The 19,039-nt window shown below is 40.7% G+C and carries 16 protein-coding genes; 11 read left to right on the forward strand and 5 right to left on the reverse strand.

Features of this window, described 5'->3' with window-relative positions; translation table 11 throughout:
• Nucleotides 1-11 precede the first annotated feature (11 nt).
• Both PIECOFPK_RS02390 and PIECOFPK_RS02395 read left to right on the forward strand, forming a co-directional pair.
• Nucleotides 12-2,318: a TonB-dependent receptor plug domain-containing protein gene (locus tag PIECOFPK_RS02390; protein WP_409966430.1), complete on the forward strand. Its 2,307-nt coding sequence runs from the start codon at nt 12-14 to the stop codon at nt 2,316-2,318.
• A gap of 94 nt (nt 2,319-2,412) precedes the next feature.
• Entirely contained in the window at nt 2,413-3,186 is a 774-nt protein-coding gene (locus PIECOFPK_RS02395) for an outer membrane beta-barrel protein (protein ID WP_330974757.1), read from the forward strand.
• 42 nt (nt 3,187-3,228) lie between these two features.
• Here the strand turns inward: PIECOFPK_RS02395 and PIECOFPK_RS02400 are convergent, their stop codons facing one another.
• Nucleotides 3,229-4,257, reverse strand: coding sequence for an SDR family NAD(P)-dependent oxidoreductase (locus tag PIECOFPK_RS02400; RefSeq protein ID WP_409966807.1), 1,029 nt, complete (start codon nt 4,255-4,257; stop codon nt 3,229-3,231).
• 83 nt (nt 4,258-4,340) lie between these two features.
• Complete coding sequence (locus tag PIECOFPK_RS02405; RefSeq protein ID WP_409966431.1) at nt 4,341-5,588, reverse strand: PQQ-dependent sugar dehydrogenase; 1,248 nt, start codon at nt 5,586-5,588, stop codon at nt 4,341-4,343.
• A 222-nt stretch (nt 5,589-5,810) separates the two neighbouring features.
• On the opposite strand from PIECOFPK_RS02405, the gene PIECOFPK_RS02410 reads away from it, so the two are divergent.
• The 9 genes from PIECOFPK_RS02410 (at nt 5,811) to PIECOFPK_RS02450 (ending at nt 14,045) form a co-directional block, all read left to right on the forward strand.
• A complete protein-coding gene (locus tag PIECOFPK_RS02410; protein WP_330974759.1) occupies nt 5,811-6,629 on the forward strand; it encodes an SCO family protein in 819 nt (272 codons plus the stop codon).
• The gene (locus tag PIECOFPK_RS02415) at nt 6,601-7,143 is read left to right on the forward strand and encodes a DUF420 domain-containing protein (RefSeq protein ID WP_409966432.1); all 543 of its coding nucleotides are present in this window, start codon (nt 6,601-6,603) and stop codon (nt 7,141-7,143) included. The genes PIECOFPK_RS02410 and PIECOFPK_RS02415 overlap by 29 nt, the downstream gene beginning before the upstream one ends.
• 101 nt (nt 7,144-7,244) lie before the next feature.
• A complete protein-coding gene (murA, locus tag PIECOFPK_RS02420) occupies nt 7,245-8,549 on the forward strand; it encodes a UDP-N-acetylglucosamine 1-carboxyvinyltransferase (protein WP_409966433.1) in 1,305 nt (434 codons plus the stop codon).
• Nucleotides 8,550-8,587: 38 nt separating this feature from the next.
• Complete coding sequence (locus tag PIECOFPK_RS02425) at nt 8,588-9,481, forward strand: bestrophin family protein (protein ID WP_330974762.1); 894 nt, start codon at nt 8,588-8,590, stop codon at nt 9,479-9,481.
• 89 nt (nt 9,482-9,570) lie between these two features.
• Nucleotides 9,571-10,146 (forward strand): guanylate kinase, encoded by a 576-nt coding sequence (gmk, locus tag PIECOFPK_RS02430; protein WP_330974763.1) that lies wholly within the window; start codon nt 9,571-9,573, stop codon nt 10,144-10,146.
• A gap of 84 nt (nt 10,147-10,230) precedes the next feature.
• Nucleotides 10,231-11,478 (forward strand): hemolysin family protein, encoded by a 1,248-nt coding sequence (locus PIECOFPK_RS02435; RefSeq protein WP_409966434.1) that lies wholly within the window; start codon nt 10,231-10,233, stop codon nt 11,476-11,478.
• A gap of 135 nt (nt 11,479-11,613) precedes the next feature.
• Nucleotides 11,614-12,477 (forward strand): twin-arginine translocase subunit TatC, encoded by an 864-nt coding sequence (gene tatC / locus PIECOFPK_RS02440; RefSeq protein WP_330974765.1) that lies wholly within the window; start codon nt 11,614-11,616, stop codon nt 12,475-12,477.
• Nucleotides 12,478-12,488: 11 nt separating this feature from the next.
• A complete protein-coding gene (gene rpiB / locus PIECOFPK_RS02445) occupies nt 12,489-12,941 on the forward strand; it encodes a ribose 5-phosphate isomerase B (protein ID WP_330974766.1) in 453 nt (150 codons plus the stop codon).
• A gap of 48 nt (nt 12,942-12,989) precedes the next feature.
• Nucleotides 12,990-14,045 carry a Gfo/Idh/MocA family oxidoreductase gene (locus PIECOFPK_RS02450; RefSeq protein WP_330974767.1) on the forward strand — a complete coding sequence of 352 codons (1,056 nt, stop codon included), beginning with the start codon at nt 12,990-12,992 and terminating at the stop codon, nt 14,043-14,045.
• Here PIECOFPK_RS02450 and PIECOFPK_RS02455 read toward each other — a convergent pair whose 3' ends face one another.
• From PIECOFPK_RS02455 to PIECOFPK_RS02465, 3 genes are all read right to left on the reverse strand, one after another.
• A complete protein-coding gene (locus PIECOFPK_RS02455; RefSeq protein WP_330974768.1) occupies nt 14,046-15,617 on the reverse strand; it encodes a hypothetical protein in 1,572 nt (523 codons plus the stop codon).
• Between the two features lie 1,410 nt (nt 15,618-17,027).
• The gene (locus PIECOFPK_RS02460) at nt 17,028-17,534 is read right to left on the reverse strand and encodes a hypothetical protein (RefSeq protein ID WP_330974769.1); all 507 of its coding nucleotides are present in this window, start codon (nt 17,532-17,534) and stop codon (nt 17,028-17,030) included.
• A 420-nt stretch (nt 17,535-17,954) separates the two neighbouring features.
• Nucleotides 17,955-19,031: a hypothetical protein gene (locus PIECOFPK_RS02465; RefSeq protein WP_409966435.1), complete on the reverse strand. Its 1,077-nt coding sequence runs from the start codon at nt 19,029-19,031 to the stop codon at nt 17,955-17,957.
• Nucleotides 19,032-19,039 lie beyond the last annotated feature (8 nt).

Consider the following 19,039-nt stretch of genomic DNA (forward strand, 5'->3'; position numbering starts at 1 on the left):
TGCGCTGCCTCATGTTTTCAAAGAAAAAAATACAATCACCATCATTACGCTTTAGAGGTTGGAGACGCAAATCGTATGCGGCATTCCATAGCATCGGAAAACATATTACCATCGGCAAAGTAAAAGGCGTCGTTGCCGATACGCTTTTGCGTAAGCAAAATACTATTGCTACCACCACCAAGGGCATTACTATTGATTTAAAAACAGACGTTGTAGAAGCACCCGAAGAGCCAACGAATCCTCCATCCTTACAATTGGCATTACTGGCTCCTGTGGTTTGCAGAAAAAAAACTGATTGTGAAACGATAGTCAGTATTAACGATTTTATATACTCACGAAGGCTGAAAGTGGCTGTACAGTCGCTTTCAGCCTTTTTATTTTTTACAACCCTCATAACAAAACAGCACATGAAAAAAGTATGGATTACACTGATTGGATGTATTTTATTCAAAGGGCTTTATGCACAGGAACAAACACTAGACCCGGTTACCATTACCTCTTCTCTTATTGAAAAAAGAAGTTCGGAAACCGGACGCAACATCACTATCCTCTCTGGAGAAAGTATAGCTTCTTTGCCAGTACATTCACTTGATGAACTGTTGCGATATCTACCTGGTATAGAAGTACAATCGCGCGGTCCACAAGGTGCACAAAGCGATATCAGCCTTCGCGGAGGAACCTTTCAGCAGATATTAATTATTTTAGACGGACTTCGTATCAATGATCCCAATACAGGACATTTTACCGCATACATTCCCATTACTCCGGCACAAATTGAACGCATCGAGGTATTAAAAGGCGCTTCTGCTGCAGTATATGGTGCAGATGCCGTAGGAGGCGTCATTAATATCATTACCAAAACAGCTCAATCTGCATCTAATGCTAATGCACAGGCAATACACGCACGTGTGGGCGCAGGTGCTCATCATCTTGTGAACACCAATGTGGGAGGCTTTTACAAAAAGGACCGTCTGATTATTGACGCTGGTGTTTTATCTAATCATTCCACAGGCGTTCCTCAAAGAGGTATCAACGGATTTTTTCATAATACATCTGCCTCAGCAGGTATTGGTTATCAGTTGAATGATTATTGGCGTCTTTCGGCAAGAACAGCACTAGACCGTCGCCACTTTGCTGCACAAAACTTTTATACCACTTTTGCTTCTGACACTGCAACAGAGCGTGTAATCAGCTGGTGGCATCAATTACAGGCTCATTACAAAAAAAATCGTTCAGAATTGAGCTTAAACGTAGGATACAAAAAACTGGACGACACTTACGCCTACAATAGTGCCGCATCTCCCAATCAAAATACTTCCAAATTACTGCAAGCCTTATTACTGTATCAGCAGAAATTAGGAGAAAACACTTCTCTGGTTACAGGATTTAATTTTCAGAATAAATCCATCATTTCCAACGATAGAGGTGATCATTCTTTGAATACCGCTGCTCCGTTCGCAGGCCTCATTCAAAAAATAGGTCCGCAATTTAATTTGATGCCATCTTTGCGGATAGAATGGATTGGTAGCCATAACGCAGAAATACTTCCCCAGTTAAATGCTTCTTATCATATTCAAAACTTACAGCTTAGAGCCAGTGGAGGTCGTACTATTCGTGATGCAGACTTTACAGAACGATATAGCAACTACAATAAACCTCTTGTGACCAGTGGTAGCATTGGTAATCCAGGGCTAATACCCGAAACCGCTTGGACTTATGAAGCAGGATTTGATTGGTTTTTTAATTCGCGCCTGAAATTATCCACCACCTTTTTTCAACGCTTTCATAGCAAGCTGATTGATTGGGTAAACACCACTTACGAAGATATGCCTAGAAAAGACAATTTGGATCCTTCGGGCATGTATGCACTTGCAAAAAATATTGCAGAAGTGAATACATCCGGTTTTGAGACAGATATCCGATATCTGGAGCAGTTTGCAGAAAATCATCACCTCACATTGAATGCAGGCATGGTATGGTTGTATAGCAAAAGCACCGAAAGCGCCCCATCCTTTTATATTTCTTCCCATGCGAAGTTCTTGGGCAATTTCAATGCAGTATACACGGTGGGCAATCTTACACTTAGTTTCACAGGATTATATAAAAACCGCAACCCGCAAGAGGCGGCTGGTATTAATGCCTATGTAAATAAAGACTATTTTGTACTGAACGGAAGCATTTTATACCATATCCTGCCGAGAAAGCTGGGTATTTTCTTCCAAGCAGATAATATCTTTAATCGTCAATATAGTGATCTTCTAGGGAGTGTAATGCCCGGAAGGTGGTTACAGGGAGGTATTCAATGCTCGTTGAAATAATAGCAGATTATCGAGGTTTAATTTTTATGATTTAGCGGCATTAACCTAATTTTAACCGAAATAAAAATATATTTGCGCGAATCTTAATAATATTATGAAGAAAATTCTATTTGCTACCCTCTCATTATTGATAACAGCCTGTCTGTTTGCGCAAGATGAAACTGCACAGTCTGTTCAGTTGAGAGATACAACCGAAAAGACAACTCTTGAAGTAAACAAGCCTGCAAAAAAACCAAAGAAAAAATACAATCTTAGCAACCGAGCCAGCGATCACTTTATGGTTCAGTTGGGATATACCAATTGGGCAAATACCCCTGATAGTATTCCTACAAGAGGTTTTTCCCGCAGTGTGAATGTTTATTTCATGTTTGACTTCCCGTTCAAATCTTCTCCCAAACTAAGTGCAGCCATTGGGTTAGGTGTTGGTTCGGATCATGTTTTCCTGGATGATGTTTTTGCAGACGTAAAAGGAAGAACAAGCACCATGAGATTTTTAGATACCGCCAATGTAAGTATTAAGAAAACTAAGGTGGTAACTACTTATCTGGAAGTTCCTCTCGAACTTCGTTATACGGCAAATCCCGAAAACACAGATAAAAGTTTTAAGGCAGCCGTAGGTGTAAAAGTGGGTACGATGTTAAGAGGGGGTACACGCAGTCGTATTACCACCCCGACATCCTATCCCAACTACCTCCTGAAAGAGGCTAACAAACAATACTTCAACACAACTCGTATTGTAGGAACTGCTCGTGTGGGATACGGACATCTCAGCTTATTTGGTACTTATCAGCTGACCTCTGTGCTCAAAACTGGAGCAGGACCGCAGTTGCGCCCCTATACGATTGGTATAACGTTTAGTGGCTTATAAAAGAGCTTTTCATAAGCAAAAAGCGGCCGAATGGCCGCTTTTTTATTTCGCTTGCATATACATTTTACACGCTCTTTTTATGGTTTCCTCCAAAGGACGATAACTGAAACCGGGCAGCGCTTTTAATAGTTTCTCATTGCTAAATCTTGTGAAGCTGTTGGCAACCTTTGCACTTTCTTTTGTTAGTAATGGTTTTTTTCCGGTAACTATTGATTTTACCTTTTCCAGTCTCCACGCCAGACCAGCTAGAAAAGGAGTTGCCTCTTTCGATGGTCGTTTTTTCCCGAAGCAATCAGCCATTGTGTCAAACAATTTTCTAAATGGCCAATTGTCATTACATATAATAAACCGTTCGTCCGTAATATCACTCTCCATTAAAGCTACAGTGGCCCGGGCTACGTCTTCTACATCCGCAAAGCCATTCACACCTCTGCTATACCATTTAAATTCGTTGTAGGCGCTTTTGAAAAGGCCACAGCTGCCTTGATTCCAATCACCATATCCCAATACAGTAGCCGGATTTAAGATCACTCCTTGCAATCCTTCGGAAAACCCTCGCCATACTTCCAGTTCTGCATAAAACTTACTTATGGCATAGTGCGTGTTGGCCTTATTATTTTCCCATTTGGCGGATTCATCTACTACGGTACCAGTTATTTTGCGCCCGATAGCAGCAACAGAACTGATGTATACAAAGCGCTGCACTTGCTGCTCCAGCGCAACATTTACCACATTCTTTGTACCTTCTACATTCACTCGATACATTTGGGAACGATCAGAGTGGTGAAACGAAACAATCGCTGCACAATGGATTACGGTATCGACACCCTCCATCGCATCTGCTAAAGAAATCACATCCAGAATATCACCCTCTACCCACTCTACTTTGCGGAGAACTTCGGCATCTATAAAAAAAGGTAGTCGAGACGACGAACGCTTTATCGCTCGAACGTTATAGCCTTGTTGAACCAATTCTTTAAGAATATAGGCTCCCAAAAAACCGGTTCCTCCGGTTACTAATATTTTAGATGCCTGACTTATATCCGTATGATTTTGCGCGAAAATAGCGATTTAAGAAGATTGATAAGCTGCATCTTTACAGGCGCTCGTTGTCTCGATGCAGCTTATGTGGATGCTAACAGTAGGATGTGTAGTTATTTCTTGCCGATGCGATAAAGACGACCATGTGCTCCATCACATACAGCATACAAGGCTCCGTCTTTTCCTTGCTGAACATCTCTGAAACGTTGTTGCTGGCCGGTGAGTAATCTTTCTTCTCCTACTACTTTATTATCTCGGATATCCAGTCGCAGAATATGAGAGCCACTCAAACAACCGATAAACAAGTTGTTCTTCCACTCCGGTATCAGATCGCCGCTATAGAAGGTCATACCGCTGGGCGATACCACCGGATCCCAGTAATATACAGGCTGTTCCATTCCTTCTTTTTGCGTAAGCCCGTTATTTATAGCCTCTCCAGAGTACTCAATACCATAAGTAATGGTAGGCCATCCGTAATTCTTGCCCGGCTCAATGCGATTAATTTCATCGCCACCTCGGGGACCAAATTCACAGTTCCATAAATCGCCCGTTACAGGATGTATGGCCAAGCCTTGAACATTACGATGACCATAGCTGTAGTTTTCGGGCATGGCATTGGGTGTATTGATAAAAGGATTGTCTGCTACAGGCTTACCCTCTTTCGTGATACGTACAATTTTGCCCAACCCTGTGCTCAAATCCTGCGCTTTAGGTCTTGTTTTCAGATCGGATCTTTCACCGGTACTAACAAAGAGATTGCCGTCCTTATCAAACAATATTCTGCCGCCATAATGTAAAGTACCTGCAAAAGCCGGTGTAGCACGATAAATCACTACAGGGTTCTCTATTGTTTTTTCATCATCAGATAAACGACCCTTGGCTACCGCCGTAAGAGTTCCGCCATCAATATCTTCCGAAAAACACCAATACACCATGCGGTTGTTACTAAAATCAGGATCGATGGTCAATCCCAGCAAACCTCCCTGTCCGTTTGAATTTACAGGTGGTAATCCTACAATAGGAGCAGAAAGTTCTCCTTTAGTTGTAGCAATACGCATGGTACCGCCATTTTCTGTAATAAGTAATCTTCCGTCGGGCAATACCGCAATACCCCAAGGATTTACCAGATCTTCTGTTAAAATCTGTATATCCAACTCAGTGGTTGTTTTCATGCCGGGAGCTCGAGTTTGTCCTTCGAAGGCCGGTTTATAATCTGTATTAGGCGGATTGGTTTCCACAGGAGGTAAATTGGGTAATTCCGCATCAGGCTTCGTTTGATCAGCCGAAGATTTGCCATTACAAGCGTAGAGACTGCCCATTAGCGCTGTGGCAGGCAGTATATATTTCAATGTAAGACGCATAAAAAAAATTTAAGCAATAATTAATAAAATGAACAGAGAACAATCTGTTTTATCATTCGTTAATATGTTCAGAATGTGGCAATATACGAATAACCGGGCAAGACGATGCTTGTTGTCTTACAAAAATAAAAAAAGCACAGCCTATCCTTTATTTTACGAATTTTGCAGCACCTTTTTATTCTATGTTGTCAAAACATTGGATAAAATTAAATCATAATAAAATTGAGCAAAAGAGGACTATACGCAGTTTTATTGGCTTCTTTATTACCGTTGGTTTGTTACTTTATCGTCAAACATTATAGCAGCGAATCGCTATCCATGCCTCGTTACTATATGCCCGATAGTACGGTAACCCGCCTAGAAAACGGAAAACTAATTGAAGATACCATCTGGCACAAAATACCAGACTTTACGCTTACGAATCAACTGGGGAAAGAAGTAAAATTGAGCGATTATGAAGGTAAAGTAATTATCGCAGACTTCTTTTTTACACACTGCCCTACTATTTGTCCCAAACTTACCTCCAACATGAAGGAGTTAGCATCTGCTATTACCAATGCTTCAAGAGTGGGCGATAAAACCAATTATAACATCCGTTTTTTATCTTTCTCCGTTGATCCAGAAAGAGATTCGGTACCCCAATTGAAAAAATGGGCAGATCGTTTTCAAGTAAATCCCGAGCAATGGGATTTACTCACCGGCGATAAACAAATTATCTACGACCTTGCGCTTAATGATTTCAAACTGGGTATAGTAGATGGCAAGGGCGTTGATACCGCTTTCATCCATACCGATCATTTTGTACTCATCGACGGCAATCGTCATATTCGGGGTTATTATCATGGTTTGGAAGAAAAAGACCTGAAACGCTTATCCCGCGATGCAGTATTACTTACACTTGAGAAAGATAGTAATAAAAAGAGTGGTCTTCCTGTAAAATCATTAGCTATCTTTTTTGTTATAGCAGCTGTTGCAGTAGGCCTATTTATGATATTATTTAAAAACAAGAGTAATGCTAACTCCTACTTGGAAAAAAAATGATACAAAAGCCAATTGGCTTATTATAAGTTTTTCGATAATTGTGTTTCTGGTGGTTGCTGCTTTAGGTCGTGTTCAGCTTAATGTAAATGTAGGTTTTGATGTTCACATCTTTGCACAAATTAACGCTGTCATCAATTCTGCGGTGACTATCCTACTTATTGCCGCATTAATTGCCGTTAAAAAAAGAAATTATGCCTTACACAAAAAAATTATGATGTGGGCGATGGTATTGTCCATCTTGTTTTTGGTAAGCTATATTTGTCATCACCTGCTAGCCGGCGACACTAAATTTGGAGGTACCGGAGCCATAAAAACATTCTATTACATCATTCTTTTCACACATATTCCTTTAGCCGGAATTATTCTTCCATTTATTTTATATACAGCTTATCGTGGGCTTATAGGAGAATATCCACGCCATAAAAAAATCGCACGTATTACTTGGCCTCTGTGGTTGTATGTAGCCATTACCGGAGTATTGGTATACATCTTGATTAGTCCTTATTATACATAATGCTCAGACCTTCGTTTGAAGTGCTATAAATATTTAAAGAAGATATAGGGATTATAACATCTTCTATTATCTTCGTTTTCGATACCAAATAATAAACACCGATGAGCGTTTTTGAAGTAAATGGAGGAAATCGACTGAAAGGAACCATTGTTCCTCAGGGTGCAAAAAACGAGGCATTGCAGATTATTAGTGCAGTACTGCTCACTCCGGAGGAAGTAACGATTCATAACATCCCCGATATACTGGACGTGAACCTGCTGATAGAACTGCTTTCCGATATGAACGTGAAAGTAAATCGTGTAAACAGAAGCACCTGTAAATTCCAGGCTGATGAAGTAAACATCGATTATCTACATAGTCCCGAATTCAAAAAGAAAAGCGGACGATTACGCGGTAGTGTTATGCTGGCTGGCGCACTGCTGGCACGTTATAAAAAAGCATTTATCCCCAAACCAGGTGGTGATAAAATCGGCCGTAGAAGATTGGACACACATGTCATCGGATTTCAGAAACTGGGTACACAGTTCAACTATAATGCTGAGGACGGCTTCTTTCATCTTACCGCCGATGAACTAAAGGGAACCTACATGTTATTAGACGAACCTTCGGTAACAGGAACTGCCAATATTGTTATGGCAGCTACTATGGCCAAGGGTACTACTACTATTTACAATGCTGCTTGCGAACCTTATGTACAACAGCTATGCAAAATGTTGAACCGCATGGGTGCTAAAATCAGCGGTATTGGCAGTAACCTACTTACTATTGAAGGCGTCGATTATCTTCATGGTACCGAGCACACCATGCTTCCCGACATGATTGAAGTGGGTTCTTTCATTGGCCTGGCCGCAATGACGCAAAGCGAAATCACTATCAAAAATGCGAGCATTAACGATTTAGGTATCATTCCCGAAAAATTCCGTCAACTGGGTATTGAAATGGAGTTTAGAGGAGATGATATTTACATTCCCTCTCAGGAGCTATATACCATTCAGCGCCACCTCGATGGCAGTGTACTTACCATTTACGATCATCCTTGGCCGGGCTTTACACCAGATCTTCTAAGCATTGTACTCGTAACAGCCATTCAAGCACGAGGCAGTGTACTTATCCATCAAAAAATGTTTGAAAGCCGCCTGTTTTTTGTAGATAAGCTAATAGAAATGGGGGCACAAATCATTCTTTGCGACCCGCATCGTGCTGTTGTTATCGGACTGGAACGCGAAACACAGCTCAGAGGCATTACCATGAGTAGCCCCGACATCAGAGCGGGTGTGGCTTTGCTGATTGCCGCATTAAGCGCCGAAGGCAAAAGCACTATTCAGAATATTGAACAAATTGATCGCGGGTACCAATATATTGACACCAGATTACAAGCTTTAGGAGCGGATATTAAGAGGATATAAAAACAAAGCAGGTATTATTAATACAAATCCATTTTTACATGCGTTACTACAATACCAAGGACTGGCTACATACTTTGTTCAGAGTAACCAGAGCCGATGTATTGCGAAAACTATGGTGGATCCTGCTTGTAATAGCCATTTATTCTTTTTTCATTGCGTACTTGGAGCTGGAGTATTGGAAACTGTCGGAGTTAGATAAAAGTGTGCTGAAAAATATTCCCATCATGCATTCGTTGCTGGGCTTCGCTATTTCGCTAGTGCTGGTATTTAGAACGAATACCGCGTATGACCGCTGGTGGGAAGGCCGAAAACTGTGGGGTGCATTGATGAACAATTCCCGGAATCTAGCGCTGAAACTATCCGTTGTATTAAAAGAAGATGAAAAAGAAGAAAGAACATTATTCAAAACACTCATCCCGGGATATGCATTAGCATTGCATCAACATCTGCAGAAAGAACGTACCCGCATAATGCTCTTTGATGAAGATGCACAAACTCGAAAGGTTATCCAATCTATCGATACAGAGAAACATGTTCCCAATCAGGTAGCAGGTTTAATTTATGAGAATGTAAAAAAGCTGTATCGAGATGGAAAGATCAGCGGCGAAGTATTATTGTTTTTAAACAATGAATTGCAATCGTTTACCGACATCTGTGGTGCTTGCGAGCGCATTAAAAATACACCCATTCCGTCCTCATACGGAGTGTTTATTAAAAGGTTTATTCTAATCTATCTGCTTACATTGCCTTGGGGTTATGTATTTCAGTTGGGCTACTGGGTAATTCCGGTGGTGGTAGTGATTGCTTATGTGATGACCAGCCTCGAGCTGATTGCCGAAGAAATTGAAGACCCATTTGGCAATGACGAAAACGATCTACCCACCTATAAGATGTCTGAAAATATCCGCAAAAGTGTGGAAGAGATTTTATAATCAATTTCAAAAACCGGGTAACGACTTGTTTTCAGAAAAACCCATTATTCAAATTTTTTACTCCGGGTGCAAATACCGTAATTTGTGCTATGGCTTCTGCTAATAAAAAAATCATCATTATAACGGCTCCTTCCGGAGCTGGTAAAACATCCATTACCCGATATCTGCTGGAACGCTTTCCGCAGTTGTCTTTTTCTATATCTGCCACTACACGCAGCCCGCGCGAAAATGAAGTGGACGGTAAAGACTATTACTTCATCAGCATAGACGCATTTAAGCAAAAAATACAAAGCGGCGAATTTGTGGAGTGGGAAATGGTGTACGAAGGCAAATATTACGGTACCTTGAAAACAGAATTAGTACGCCTCTGGAAAGAAAAAAAATGTCCGCTTTTGGATATTGATGTTAAAGGCGCTATCCACATCCAGCAACAATATCCTGACAGTACCCTATCGATTTTTATTGAGCCTCCATCCGTAAGAGAGCTAGCACGTAGGCTGGCCAGTCGCGGTACAGAAACTGAAGAATCTTTACAAACCCGTATCAATAAGGCCGAATATGAAATGTCTTTCAGCCATCATTTCGATCATATAGTTGTAAACGACGATTTACAAGAAGCTTGTGAAGAAGCGGAAAAACTAGTTAGTGAATTTCTGAACAAATAATGGTTGCAAAAGACAGTTCCTTTCGTCTTTAATAATTTATGAGAGCTGGATTTTAATATAAAACCCCTTTTGTATCTTTAGGACATGGACGGAACCCTTATTGCCTGGCTTGCAGCGCTACTGTTTATGATGTTCTTTGCGGGGATAGAAATGGCTTTTTACAGCGCAAGCAGATTAAACATAGAGTTAAAACGTAAGCAGGAAACCGCCGCAGGCTTACGTCTGGGTCGTTTTATCGACGCGCCTGCCGTATTCCTAGGTGTGGCAATAGTAGGTTACATTATTGCCTTAACCATTTTTGTATTACTTACTGCAGAAGTTACTCAGCCACTTTGGCAAAAGTTGCACATTTACTCACGAGGCACACAAATCGTATTGGAAATACTGCTGAACGCGTTGATCGTATTAATCATAGCCGAGTTCTTTCCGAGAGCGCTGTTCCGTGCCAAAAGTGATGCTCTTTTAAGCGGATTCTCCTTTATAATGAACCTTTTCTTTTCGCTGTTTGCTCCTTTTGTACGCGGTTTATTTCATCTATCCAATTGGATTTTAAAATATGTATTCAATGTAAGACTGGATAAAAACCAATCCCCTTTGGGCAAAAACGAATTGCGCTTTGTCTTCTCCGACGGCATGAAGGATAATACCAAGGCAGATACCAGTGCCCAACTGCTTGAAAACGCCCAGGAACTGCCTAATATAAAAATCAGGCAGTCCATGGTACCTCGTAAGGAGATTATTGGAGTAGATGTAAAAACTCCTATCAACGAGCTGGTTCAGAAGTTTGCAGAAACTAAGCGCACCCGTATCATCATTTACGAAGACTCTATCGATAATATTCTTGGATACGTACATCAACTGGACCTTTTCAAAAAACCCACAGATATTAGAAGTATCCTAATAGATATTATTGCGGTTCCCCAAAGCATGAATGCGGTAGACCTCATTTACAAATTCAGTAATGAAGCCAAAAGCATTGCATGGGTGGTGGACGAATTTGGAGGTACTGCAGGTATTATTACCATGGAGGATGTGCTGGAAGAGATTTTCGGTGATATAAGAGATGAGTATGATACCGACAAGTTTGTAGAAAAGGAAGTAGGAGAAGGAGAATACATTTTTTCCGGGCGATTAGAGCTGGATTATCTGGAAAAAAAATACAATCTCAAATTCGAAGGACACGAAACCGAAACTCTTTCGGGTTATATCATCTCCCATCACGAAACCATCCCGAATCAGAAAGAACGTATTATTATCGACGACTATGAGTTCGATATTCTGGAAGTAACCCACACCAGAATTGAAATGGTCAAGCTTAAAAAGCTGAAATAGGGTATTATAACATATCCGATAAGCCATCATTCCCCTCACCAATTGCCCCAAAACTTCCTTTGGGGCAAAAAATATCACTACTTCATCCCAAATCGGTAATTATACCGCATCTTTGCGTACTTATTTTTGCGTACTATGGCTTTGATGGACTTTTTTAATAAACGGAGCAACGGCAATGATGAAATGTCTTTTGTAGACCATCTGGAAGTACTGCGCTGGCACTTAATACGTTCGATTATTGCCGTAGTGATATGTGCCGTTATGGTGTTTGTGTTTGCCGATTTTTTTGTAGACGATATCGTATTCGGGCCTACTAAGCCCAGCTTTGTCTCCATCGAATGGTTATGTCGTACCGGCCATGCAGTAGGTGTGGGCGAAGCGCTTTGTTTTAATAATGATACACCCATTCGATTTCAGGAAACAACACTAACCGGACAGTTTATTGCATCGTTTACGGTAGCCTTCATCGGTGGGTTTATCCTAGCATTTCCCTATGTATTTTGGGAGTTATGGCAGTTTGTGAAACCCGCTTTATCCGATACGGAAAAGCGCCAGACCCGCGGCATCATCTTTTGGGTTTCGGTACTGTTCTTCTTAGGGGTAGCTTTCGGATATTTTATTCTAACACCGCTTATGGTTAATTTCTATTTTAACTATAAGCTGAGTGAGATGATTGATATCCGCCCTACATTTTCAGATTATCTGGAAAACCTGCTCTATACTACAGTGGGTATAGGCTTGCTATTTCAATTGCCTTTACTAATCCTGCTTTTGTCAAGAGCGGGCATCATCACCTCCAAAACACTCCGCCGATACAGACGTCATGCATTTGTTGTAATTTTGATAGCAGCGGCCATTATTACTCCCACTACCGACCCCTTCAGTCTTGCCGTAGTGGCTATGCCGTTATATATGCTTTTTGAAATCAGCATTTCTCTGGCCGCCCGCGGAGAGAAAAAAGCAGCAGCAAACGCTGAATCCATTGAAGAATGGAGCTAAAACCACATGTAATGGAAACAACATTGGATCTTACGAAACCCATTGCCATAGGCTCGGACCATGCAGGGTTTGAGATGAAAGAATTTGTGATCTCATATCTGGAGGGCAAGAGCTTGGCCTTTAAGGATTTTGGAACACATTCGGCGGAATCTGCCGATTATCCCGACTTTGCACATCCTGTTGCCGAAGCTGTAGCTAGTGGGGCTTTTTCATTTGGTATTCTGCTTTGCGGCAGTGGGAATGGCGTTGCTATTACTGCTAATAAGCATCAGGAAATTAGGGCCGCACTCTGCTGGGACGAAGAAATTGCCGCCCTTGCCAGAAAACACAACAATGCTAATGTCATTTGTATTCCTGCCCGGTTCGTGTCGGAAAGCGTTGCTGAAGAAATGATTGATGTTTTCATTAAAACAGCTTTCGAAGGAGGTCGCCATGCTAATCGGGTAAATAAAATTTCCTGTTAATAATCGGCTATTTCTACAATTTCCTGTCAATTATTATAATATTATATCATGCTCAATAACAGAATCATCAATACAGGTATTTGCTCATACGGTATGAGTGGTAAGATTTTTCATGCTCCCTTTATACACGCGCATCCTTTATTTAACCTAAGCGCTATTGTGGAAAGGCACCGCGATGAGTCGCGGGCAAAATACCCTGATTCCAAACTGTATCGCTCTTTCGAGGAGCTACTGGCCGATAAGGATATTGAACTCATTGTGGTAAATACACCGGTGCAGACGCATTTCGAATATGCCAAAGCCGCCCTAAACGCAGGAAAGCATGTGATTGTTGAAAAGCCCTTTACCGTAACAGCAGAGGAAGCACAAATACTGGATGATCTGGCAAAAGAAAAAAACCTTTTTCTAAGCGTATATCAAAACCGTAGATACGACGGCGACTTTAAAGCGCTGAAAGACGTAGTGAGCGAAAATCTTCTAGGCGAGCTAAAAGAAGCCGAACTTCGCTATGACCGCTATCGTCCCGGACATAGCGGTAAGGATCATAAAGAGGGCGATAAACCCGGCGCCGGCAACCTGCACGATTTAGGAGCCCATTTAATTGATCAGGCCATTCAACTGTTTGGATTTCCTGAAGCCGTGTTTGCCGATGTATTCACCATGCGGAAAGACATGATTGCCAACGATTACTTCGAAGTATTGTTGTACTATCCGCGACCTTTCAGGGTAAGAATCAAAGGAACTGTATTTGCACGTGAACAGTACTATGCTTATATTCTACAAGGAGAAAACGGTACGTTCATGCAACAACGCTCTGACCTGCAAGAAGCCCGCCTAATGGCCGACGAGGTTCCTTCGTTGGGCACCTGGATTCCTACCCCGCAAGGACATGATGGTATACTACATACAATAATCAACGGAGAGCCCGTACGCAAAGAAACCCGCTCTACCATGGGTAATTACATGGATTATTATGAGGATGTATACCAAGCGCTGGTAAACGGAGCACCCAATCCGGTTCCGGCATCGCAGGCCGTGCTTACCATGCGTATTATTGAAGCAGCTTTAAAGAGCAGTGCGGAAAAAAGGGTTATAACGCTCTAGTTAAGGTGTTTCTTCGGACGGGTCCAGGCTACGCTTACTTTTCTTGTATTTGTCATGAATGACATCACGCATGGGCCGTCCTTCCACTTTACTTTCCAGCCATGAAATAATGTCCAAATAAGCAAAGGAACGCGTCTGGAAGCGGTCGCCCTCCAGGTGTTTTACTTTTTGGAGAAAGTTTTCAAATTCCGGTCTCAACTGACGGGTCGAAAACTTGAAGGAGTTGCGCAGGAACCGGAACATCTCCTCTTCTATAACGGTGAGGTTCTTCATGCGCGACATATAACGAAATACCGAGCGCGTGAGTGAATCCATCAGCTCCAGATTGCCCAACTCATAATGCGCCAGCAGGTGCATCAGTCGCGAATAACATTGCAAATCGGTACGTAAATCGGAAGAATCGTTGATAATCCGCTGCAAATAATCAATACTGGTACTATAATCCCCCGACAGGTAGTACAACATGGCAATTTTGTACGTAATTACCATAATGCGGTGCTTGTCGAGGAAAAGCTCATACTCTTTCAGCTTCTGCTCAATTTCCGGAATCACCTTGAGGCCTTGCTCGCAAAGCCCCGTAATATTGTAAAAATTAATTTTGGCGCTGGCAATATATACAAAGGATTGAACCGTAAAATTTTCATTGTCTTGCACACGTTTCGTTTGTGAAAATGCTTCAAACTCTTTCAGCACACGGCTTAGCTCGCGGTAATTTCGGAGGTCGAAATGCGCATTCAGTAAGCTGTGGTAGCCCCGAATAAAGTGGCCAGTTTCCACGCGCTGCATGTTGGGCATTTCCTTAAACAGATCCACCCATTTCTGGGCATAACGATAGTACATCAAAAAGTCCTGACGTATAAACGCATACCAAGTATAGCTTTGATAATAATACAGCCGCTCGTAGAAACCCTTTTGCTCGGCAGAACCCGTAGGCAGCGACTGTCTGAAAAACTTCTTCACCTTGTTCTCTTCCTCCTCATTCCGCGCGTGACCATTGGCGATAAAGAAGCCGTACATCTGCAATGACAGATTAGACAGACGGGTAATCATATCTACCTTTTGGTTGGCTTCGTTAGCCTCTTCGGAAAGCGCTTCTATGCGGCTCTTGAAGGTATCAGTTACGTTCAAAGCCTCAATACGTTTTTCCAGCGATAGAATGAGGGGTAAAAAGAAATACTTCTGATTATTACGAGCTACCTCCTTGGCCTTGTCTATAGCCCGAAGGCTTTGGAAAAATAAACCCTTTTTATAAAGAATATGGGCCGTATCGAATAGCTCATTCAGCTGAAGGTCAAGGCTATCATTGCTTTTCAGTAGCCGAAGACTGGCTAGTACTTCCTTGTATAGGTGGGATTTCAGATTAGCCAGCTGCGGTTTTGTAACATTCTTCATTTTTTTCAGCAACACCGCTTCATCATAAGTGCTCATCTTATCAAGAATATCAAAGAGTTTGATAATCTTAAGGTCCTCATTTCCAGAACTGCGGGTGATATAGAGCTTAAAATGCCTTTTCTCCGCCTTTTCTAAAGAGCGGATCAGCTGAAACAGAATGTCACTTGGTTTCTTCGGCATTAAAACAAATTTAAAGTTCTTAATAACAAAAACAATAATTTATGGTAGATATAATGGAAGTTTTCCTCAAAATTGGCTGAAATACAAGGGTTTCAACAATGAAAACTGCTGTTTGATATGCGAATTAAGGCGAAAAGATGTAAATGAAAGCATAAAAACACAGCGTAAATTTGTGTTGTGATTCTGATAAACGAGCGTACAGGCAGCAAAGAAAAAGAATAAGGCAAGACTAGGATTCAAGTTTTTTCATATGGCAAGCAATCGTTAGAGGTCGGTCCGTTTCTACGGAAAGACCTTTTTTGTTTTGGGAGTTTTATCAGCTTTCAAAATAAAAAATCCGGGATGAAACCCGGAACAGTACATTTACCTTTTCATAAGCAGGCAATCGTCAGAGGCAATCAATTAGAGGTCGTCATAAACATTTCCCACGTTCAGAAAATGTTCGTTAAAAACATCTAAAACGATGTTTTTTATTATTCGGTTCTGCTAAGGTATAATAATTTTTGATATCAGTTAACTTTTTTTTAATGCTTTTTTTCAAAAAAATGGCATTTTTTCTTGTTTTAGATCAACATCCCCCCTTGTGAACAGGTGGTTGGACATAATTAAAGACACTGCCTGAAATACAATACAGGACTGATTTGTGGGTGATTTTTTAAGGGTTTGATGTCTAAAAATTAACATTAACTTATTAATACGCACACTGTATCCGTTGTATCTTTGTGTAACAAAAGCGCAAGGCTTTTAAAGATATTAGGATTTAAGTTTTTTTCATATGGCAAGCAATCGTTAGAGGTCAGTCCGTGTCTACGGAAGGACCTTTTTTGTTTTTAGCCCCTTCTCTTCATTTTGTTGAAAAATATCTTTTTTACATTATTGCCGGTTTCGAAAGCAGCATTGGACAGGGCATTTTTCAGTGTATTATTCTGTTTAAATAAACCTTGGACATAAATAATAAAAACTCCTAAAACACAGTACTGTATTGGCTTTTATAAAAATATTAAGAGCTTGAATATATCAAAATCAAGCAGAAGTTGGTTTTGAGCAGGCCATAAAGCGTGGTAACTTTGTGCCAGATTCAACACCGAGAGAAAGATAAAGTGCAAGAATCAGGTGTAAGCGAATCTACAAGAAAGAAGTTTTTTAAGTTTTTTCATATGGCAAGCAATCGTTAGAGGTCAGTCCGTGTCTACGGAAGGACCTTTTTTGTTTTTGGAACTTTGCTTGAAACAACTTAGCCAAGAAATTAAGCCCATCTCTCCATCTACCCATAATCTTAACATAAAGATTTATAATAGAAGCCATATCCGCTTTTACTTTTTAATAGTGCGCATATCCCCTAACCCGAAGGCCCAGATACGCTAGAAAAGATACGCTTTGGGTAGAATTTCGACCTCTTTAATAATAGCATTAAAAATTAGTGCCTACTCTTATAAGAATGCTTCTGGGAATAAGGGGAACGTGAGTAAAGGATTGCACTAATGGAGTATTGATAAAATGACTATAACCTTTTTCGTAAGTTATATTGGAAAACACAAGACCGCAGCTCCATTTTTTATTGATATTATAATTCGACTTTAACTCGAAGAAACTGAGATTATTTTGATAAGAAGAGAAGATATTATTTACATAATTCTCTGCAAGAAGCACTATGTTCATTTTTTTATCAACCATGAATGTCTGCCCAAGTGCATTCTTGATGTTTAAAATTTTACCGTTAAAACCGCTTATCGGTTTCATCTGATTTGAGTAAGAAAAATTAAGATTGGCATTGCTATAAAACTTAATATAGTACTTTTTAGCCCAATTTCTTTTCAAGGAAAAATCAAGCTCCAGTTGTGTGATTTTATTATTATATATCTGCTCATTTATTTTACTGTATCTGTTACCATACCTGCCCGATATGGTAATATTCATCAGCGAAGAAATTGATAGCAATACTCTTTAAATATCGAGCGATAAGTTAATATCAGATGAGACTTTGTTTATTAGAGAATCTCGACTGAGAAAGAATGTATTATTGAGAAAGGAAGTATTTAAAATGCTTTTAAAGTAATGATGATAAGAAAAATAAACTCTATTACGGTTCCCAATCTTTTTTGACTCTATCAGATTTGAATAGGCAAAAGGCCTACAACACCATATTTGCATATGGTAATATAATTTTCGTACCTGACACCGTTAAAAAGTAATAAGAGAATGAACAACGCAACACACTGTTGGCATCTAATTTCATTAATCATCAATTTTATTATTCCCTCTTCATGTCCGAATAAATGACAACAAAAAAAGCTGCTTTGCAGCAGCTTTTTGAGATTCGGGTTGAGGATATATTGTTTATTTGGTGCTCATTTGGTCAATCAAATTCAACAATTGACTTTCGGACACTTCTGTCAGATTAAAAGTATATGCAACATAGTTTTTACCGCTTTCCGGAGTAGGAATAGTCACATCGCGCATTTCAGCATAGAACTTTCCGTCTTTGGCACTCATTGCAAGGAATGTACCTTCCTGACCCACCGGAATAGAGTTTTGATAACTTAACAAGCCTTCTTTACTAGGAGCCGGATACAGAATTACATTGTACAACTTTATGAGCGTATTAGTATTCTTGGTTTTAAAGAACAATAATGTAGGATCATTGGATGTATAATTATTGCCGGTTTCCCAGTTAAATTTATCCCCAAAGTAGCCCAATACAGTAGTTTTCGGGCGAGGATCGACATACAATGCATCACAATTCAACCAGGTACCCAGCCTATCTAACGGGAAGATAGTAGATGTTGCAGAAGCAAAGCCGACACCAGGAATTTGATCCCAAACAATACCGCGGTTTACGGACACTTGTGTTGTACCGGTAACAAGCTGATTTTCATGATTATGTCCGGATACAGTATAGGTAATAACTGTATCTCCCTCCCACATCGGAACTTCCATTCTTTGAGGTTGTTCGCCATTAGCATTTGCAAGACCAATGGGTACTACAACAGACGGAGGTTTTACGGCATCAAGCACTAAGTCTTCACCATTTTGTCTGGCGCGAACAATGATTTCTCCGAAAGACTCCAGCATTTCTCCGCTCGAAGTAAGCGTAGGACGGTTAGCCAAAATCATGTCTGAGGCCTTTAGGATATCTCTTGCGGAAATATTTACATTGCCGGTTACGGGAGCCCCTCCTTTTGTTCTAAATACGCCAGCCGGAAAAGTGATGGTAGTTCCACTACTTAATGTGATGGTACCGCCGGCTGCTGCATCCAATACAAAAGCCTCTTCTTTAGGGGCGTATTTTTTAAAGAATTCGTCCATCATGCGGGCCGATGCTTTATCATTTGCTCCCGGCATGATGGGTGTATCGCTCTTTTTACAGGCTATCACAGTTGCCGCTATCGCTGCCAATAATAATATCTTTTTCATGGGATTCT

The organism is Chitinophagaceae bacterium C216, from assembly GCA_028485475.2.
GTDB lineage: Bacteria > Bacteroidota > Bacteroidia > Chitinophagales > Chitinophagaceae > Niabella > Niabella composti.

Excerpts from the sequence above, each read along its gene's own strand:
- PIECOFPK_RS02455 (WP_330974768.1), bottom strand. The coding sequence starts at position 15,617 with ATGCCGAAGAAACCAAGTGACATTCTGTTTCAGCTGATCCGCTCTTTA.
- PIECOFPK_RS02395 (WP_330974757.1), top strand. The coding sequence starts at position 2,413 with ATGAAGAAAATTCTATTTGCTACCCTCTCATTATTGATAACAGCCTGT.
- PIECOFPK_RS02435 (WP_409966434.1), top strand. The coding sequence starts at position 10,231 with ATGGACGGAACCCTTATTGCCTGGCTTGCAGCGCTACTGTTTATGATG.
- tatC (WP_330974765.1), top strand. The coding sequence starts at position 11,614 with ATGGCTTTGATGGACTTTTTTAATAAACGGAGCAACGGCAATGATGAA.
- PIECOFPK_RS02415 (WP_409966432.1), top strand. The coding sequence starts at position 6,601 with ATGCTAACTCCTACTTGGAAAAAAAATGATACAAAAGCCAATTGGCTT.
- PIECOFPK_RS02465 (WP_409966435.1), bottom strand. The coding sequence starts at position 19,031 with ATGAAAAAGATATTATTATTGGCAGCGATAGCGGCAACTGTGATAGCC.
- gmk (WP_330974763.1), top strand. The coding sequence starts at position 9,571 with ATGGCTTCTGCTAATAAAAAAATCATCATTATAACGGCTCCTTCCGGA.
- PIECOFPK_RS02460 (WP_330974769.1), bottom strand. The coding sequence starts at position 17,534 with ATGAATATTACCATATCGGGCAGGTATGGTAACAGATACAGTAAAATA.
- PIECOFPK_RS02390 (WP_409966430.1), top strand. The coding sequence starts at position 12 with ATGTTTTCAAAGAAAAAAATACAATCACCATCATTACGCTTTAGAGGT.
- PIECOFPK_RS02425 (WP_330974762.1), top strand. The coding sequence starts at position 8,588 with ATGCGTTACTACAATACCAAGGACTGGCTACATACTTTGTTCAGAGTA.
- murA (WP_409966433.1), top strand. The coding sequence starts at position 7,245 with ATGAGCGTTTTTGAAGTAAATGGAGGAAATCGACTGAAAGGAACCATT.
- rpiB (WP_330974766.1), top strand. The coding sequence starts at position 12,489 with ATGGAAACAACATTGGATCTTACGAAACCCATTGCCATAGGCTCGGAC.
- PIECOFPK_RS02405 (WP_409966431.1), bottom strand. The coding sequence starts at position 5,588 with ATGCGTCTTACATTGAAATATATACTGCCTGCCACAGCGCTAATGGGC.
- PIECOFPK_RS02450 (WP_330974767.1), top strand. The coding sequence starts at position 12,990 with ATGCTCAATAACAGAATCATCAATACAGGTATTTGCTCATACGGTATG.